Below are 3,767 nucleotides of genomic sequence, written 5' to 3'. Positions count from 1 at the left end.
TGTGTATCATTCCACTCCTTAACATCCGGCCTACCTCCATGGCGTTTCTTTATGCCATGGTAGCCGTTATTCTTGAGTGGGTCAATTCCGCCGGCGATCTCGGTCAATTATACTCCGGCGATAACATCACAGACTTCCGACCATAAAAAGGTCCGAAATTTGATAAACCACCAACCTGTACTTACCTTTTTTTCATCAAACTTTACCGTCTGACAACCTAAAGGAAAAATATATATCATAGGCAATTCAAGAATACAAAACAATACAATAAATTCAAATATATTCCAATTACGTCCAATATAAACACTGACTACCAAAAAAGTAAAGAATGCTATCCAAGCCAATATTTCTGTTCCTAAACATCTTTTATATTTTATCAATTTATCACCTGTTTTTTTGAGATATTCATAAACTGCATCGATTAATGTTTGCCTAAGCCCGAGTACACGATTTACAACAATGCTATCTTCTATCTCATTTAAATCTGTGTGACAAAAAGAAAGCACTTTTTGCAAGAATTTAGCTTGTACAGAGGGGGTTCGTCCGTATTTTAACGATTCTGCCCAAGCACTTCCGCACACATTGAAAGTTGCACCCACTGCCGCATCAAAAAGGAGTTCTCCGGCCACATCCGGCTTCAAAAAGTATTTAGCATCTACATTCTTTACTGTCATTTCTATATATATAATTTGGGAAACTACTGAACTGGCCGCTCCTAATATGGCAGTAACAAGTATACCAGAGCCACCCGTCCATGCTGCAAAGTCAGCGCCCATTCCTGTTAGCATTCCACCAAATAAACCGCTGACGAGACCTGCCTTAGGATCCCCGCCAGTGACCTCCGCTGAAAGCCACCCGAACAAAGCTCCAAAGCCCGTGCCTATAGCTGTAAAAACAACGTGCCCATTCGGGTCCGTATTTATAACGGGATTATTATTCACATAGGCGTAAAGGTTTGAATCGATTGGGTCGCTTGCGTCGTGGTAGCCGGAATCATCTTTACTGATGAATCTGCCGATTTCAAAGTTAAGACATTATGGGAGAAACCGGAACAAGTCCGGTTCCTCCCGCGTGCTACATGTTATTAAAATCTTCTGTGGTCGGCAAATCGCGGAATGGTAGTTTTGAATATTTCTTAATGTCTTCAATAATATGGCCGCGATTCTCCATGGTAATGAAATTCTTATGGTCTTTCACACCATGAATATTGAATCTTTCTTGATTAGTAACAGGTCTTTTAGACACATAAATATATTTTTTATAAGTACCATATCCTGCCCTTACATAAGCAATACCAGTTTCTTGAACTTCTGACCATAAAAAAGTCCGAAATGTAATAACCCACCAACATAAATTTATCCTGCGGTCATCAATTTTTATTGCTTGGTGTGCAAATGGTACAATAATAATTACGGGCAATTCTAATATGCAAAATAGTATTAGGAATTCACTAAACTTCCATGTATGTGCAACAAAAAATATACCTGCTAGAAGAAAAATATATAGCATCCAGATGAGTACTTCTGCTTCTATGCTTCTTCTATATTTAATCATTTTATCACCCGTTCTTTTCCAAATAGTCATAAACTGCATTGATAGCTAATTGCCGGTTTCCCATGATATGGTTGATCGCAACACTTCCCACAATAGAATTTCTAACATCTTGTATGTTGATATTACATAATTGGACTAATTGTTTTAAAAAAGATGACTCTGACGAAGAAGTCCCATATCCAAGCGATTTGCTCCATCCTACTCCACAGACGTTAAAAATACCGCCCAATACTGCAGTGAAAATAAGCTCTTTGATTACATTAGGCCTTGTGAAATATTTCGCATCTACATTTTGGACTGTCTCGGTTATATATATAAGTTGAGATAATAGGGCACCACCTGCTCCGGTTACTGGAGCAACAAACCAACCAACAGCAGGAAGTATTGTAGCTATATCAGCTCCAAATCCAGCTATAGCACCACTAATCGCACCACATATAGCACCCCATTTGGGATCACTGCCAGTCAATTTTGCTGAAAGCCAACCGTATCCCGCGCCAAACAGTCCGCCGAGGATTGTATTGATAAAATGGCCATTCGGGTCCGCATTTATAACGGGATTATTATTCACATAGGCGTAAATCGATTGGATTACTTGCGTCGTGGTAACCGGAATCATCTTTGCTAATGAATCTGCCGATTTCTGGACTATAATACCTGCTATGCAAATTCACTCATAATTTAAAAAGTTGATAGGAGAAACCGGAACGAGTCTGGTTTCTCCCGCACGCTACATGTTATTAAAATCTTCTTTGGTCGGCAAATCACGAAACGGCAGTTTTGAATATTTCTTAATGTCTTCAATCATGTTGCCGCGATTCTCCATGGTAATGAAATTTTTACGGTCTTTCACATGAAGAATATCGAACCGTTCTTTATCTGTAACATACCTTTTAGAGATATAAACATATTTCATGTATGTACCATACCCACCTCTTGCATAGGCCGCTCCTATTTCATGAACTTCTGTCCAGAAAAAGGTACGTAACTTTATGAACCAAAAATTTAAACATACTCTATCATTATAAATCTTTACGGTCTGACATATCGGAAGGAGAAGTAATGTCGGGCCCACCAAAATACTGAAAAGGATTAGAGAATCAGTCAAATTCCATCTACCATTTATAACGAGCCAAAGACCCACCCCCAAAGGAAATAAAATGATAATACCCACTAGTATCATAACTTCTATGCTTCTTGTATATTTTACCATTTCATCACCCATTTTTCTCCAAATAGTCAAAAACTTGATTGATTACTAATTGTTTGTTTCCAAATATGCCATTAATGAAAATATTGCCTACTATGGAGTTTCTGACATCTTGTATGCTTATATTACAAATATATATCAATCTTTTTAGAGGATTAATTAATTCTTCTGGAGGCTTGCCATAGCCAAGAGAATCACTCCATCGGGCACCCAACATACTAAAAGTCCCACCTAATATTGTACAAAAAATAATACTCCCAGCCACTTCTGGCCTTGTGAAATACTTTACATCATATCCTTTTGACATTCCAATATATATAATCTGAGAAACAAATGCACTGGCATATGCAGCTATTGTAGTAGTAACTGCACCAATTGCAGGGAATGCAACAGCCAAATCCATAGGCATAAAGGTTTGAGTCGATTGGGTTACTTGCCGTGGTAGCCGGAATCATCTTTGCTAATGAATCTGCCGATTTCAGGGTTAATACCTGCTCTACAAATAAGACGTTTATGGGAGGAACCGGAAATAGTCCGGTTTCTCCCGCACGCTACATGTTATTAAAATCTTCTTTGGTCGGCAAATCACGAAACGGCAGTTTTGAATATTTCTTAATGTCTTCAATCATGTTGCCGCGATTCTCCATGGTAATGAAATTTTTACGGTCTTTCACATGAAGAATATCGAACCGTTCTTTATCTGTAACAGGTCTTTTAGAGATATAAACATATTTCATGTATGTACCATACCCACCTCTTGCATAGGCCGCTCCTATTTCATGAACTTCTGTCCAGAAAAAGGTACGTAACTTTACGAACCAAAAATTTAAACTTACTCTATCATTATAAATCTTTACGGTCTGACATATCGGAAGAAGTGACCTGAGCCCCGAAAACTGAGCCAATAGAAAAGTTAGTCACAATATGATAAAATGCAGATGGAGTGATTAACATGAAGAAACGGTTCAGCGAGGAACAGATCATCAGGATTCTAAAAGAACAT

At 38.3% G+C, this 3,767-nt stretch carries 5 protein-coding genes and 1 pseudogene; all 6 read right to left on the bottom strand.

Going from position 1 to position 3,767, the window contains the following annotated elements:
- Positions 1 to 107 precede the first annotated feature (107 nt).
- The gene (locus CAFE_RS16485; protein WP_233452848.1) at positions 108 to 863 is read right to left on the bottom strand and encodes a hypothetical protein; all 756 of its coding nucleotides are present in this window, start codon (positions 861 to 863) and stop codon (positions 108 to 110) included.
- A gap of 48 nt (positions 864 to 911) precedes the next feature.
- A pseudogene (locus tag CAFE_RS20730) lies at positions 912 to 1,019 on the bottom strand (RHS repeat-associated core domain-containing protein); the annotation flags it as partial.
- Between the two features lie 55 nt (positions 1,020 to 1,074).
- On the bottom strand, positions 1,075 to 1,554 hold the full coding sequence (locus CAFE_RS16480) for a hypothetical protein (RefSeq protein ID WP_156991231.1): 480 nt from the start codon (positions 1,552 to 1,554) through the stop codon (positions 1,075 to 1,077).
- Positions 1,555 to 1,558: 4 nt separating this feature from the next.
- On the bottom strand, positions 1,559 to 2,173 hold the full coding sequence (locus tag CAFE_RS16475; RefSeq protein WP_156991230.1) for an RHS repeat-associated core domain-containing protein: 615 nt from the start codon (positions 2,171 to 2,173) through the stop codon (positions 1,559 to 1,561).
- Between the two features lie 111 nt (positions 2,174 to 2,284).
- A complete protein-coding gene (locus tag CAFE_RS16470; RefSeq protein ID WP_156991229.1) occupies positions 2,285 to 2,779 on the bottom strand; it encodes a hypothetical protein in 495 nt (164 codons plus the stop codon).
- A complete protein-coding gene (locus tag CAFE_RS16465) occupies positions 2,772 to 3,173 on the bottom strand; it encodes a hypothetical protein (RefSeq protein WP_156991228.1) in 402 nt (133 codons plus the stop codon). Before CAFE_RS16465 ends, CAFE_RS16470 begins: the two co-directional genes overlap by 8 nt.
- Positions 3,174 to 3,767: the final 594 nt, after the last annotated feature.

This window comes from Caproicibacter fermentans (genome assembly GCF_009746625.1).
Classification (GTDB): Bacteria; Bacillota; Clostridia; order Oscillospirales; family Acutalibacteraceae; genus Caproicibacter; species Caproicibacter fermentans.
Note: the sequence above shows the minus strand (reverse complement) of the source record. Positions and strands in the feature narration are given on the sequence as shown.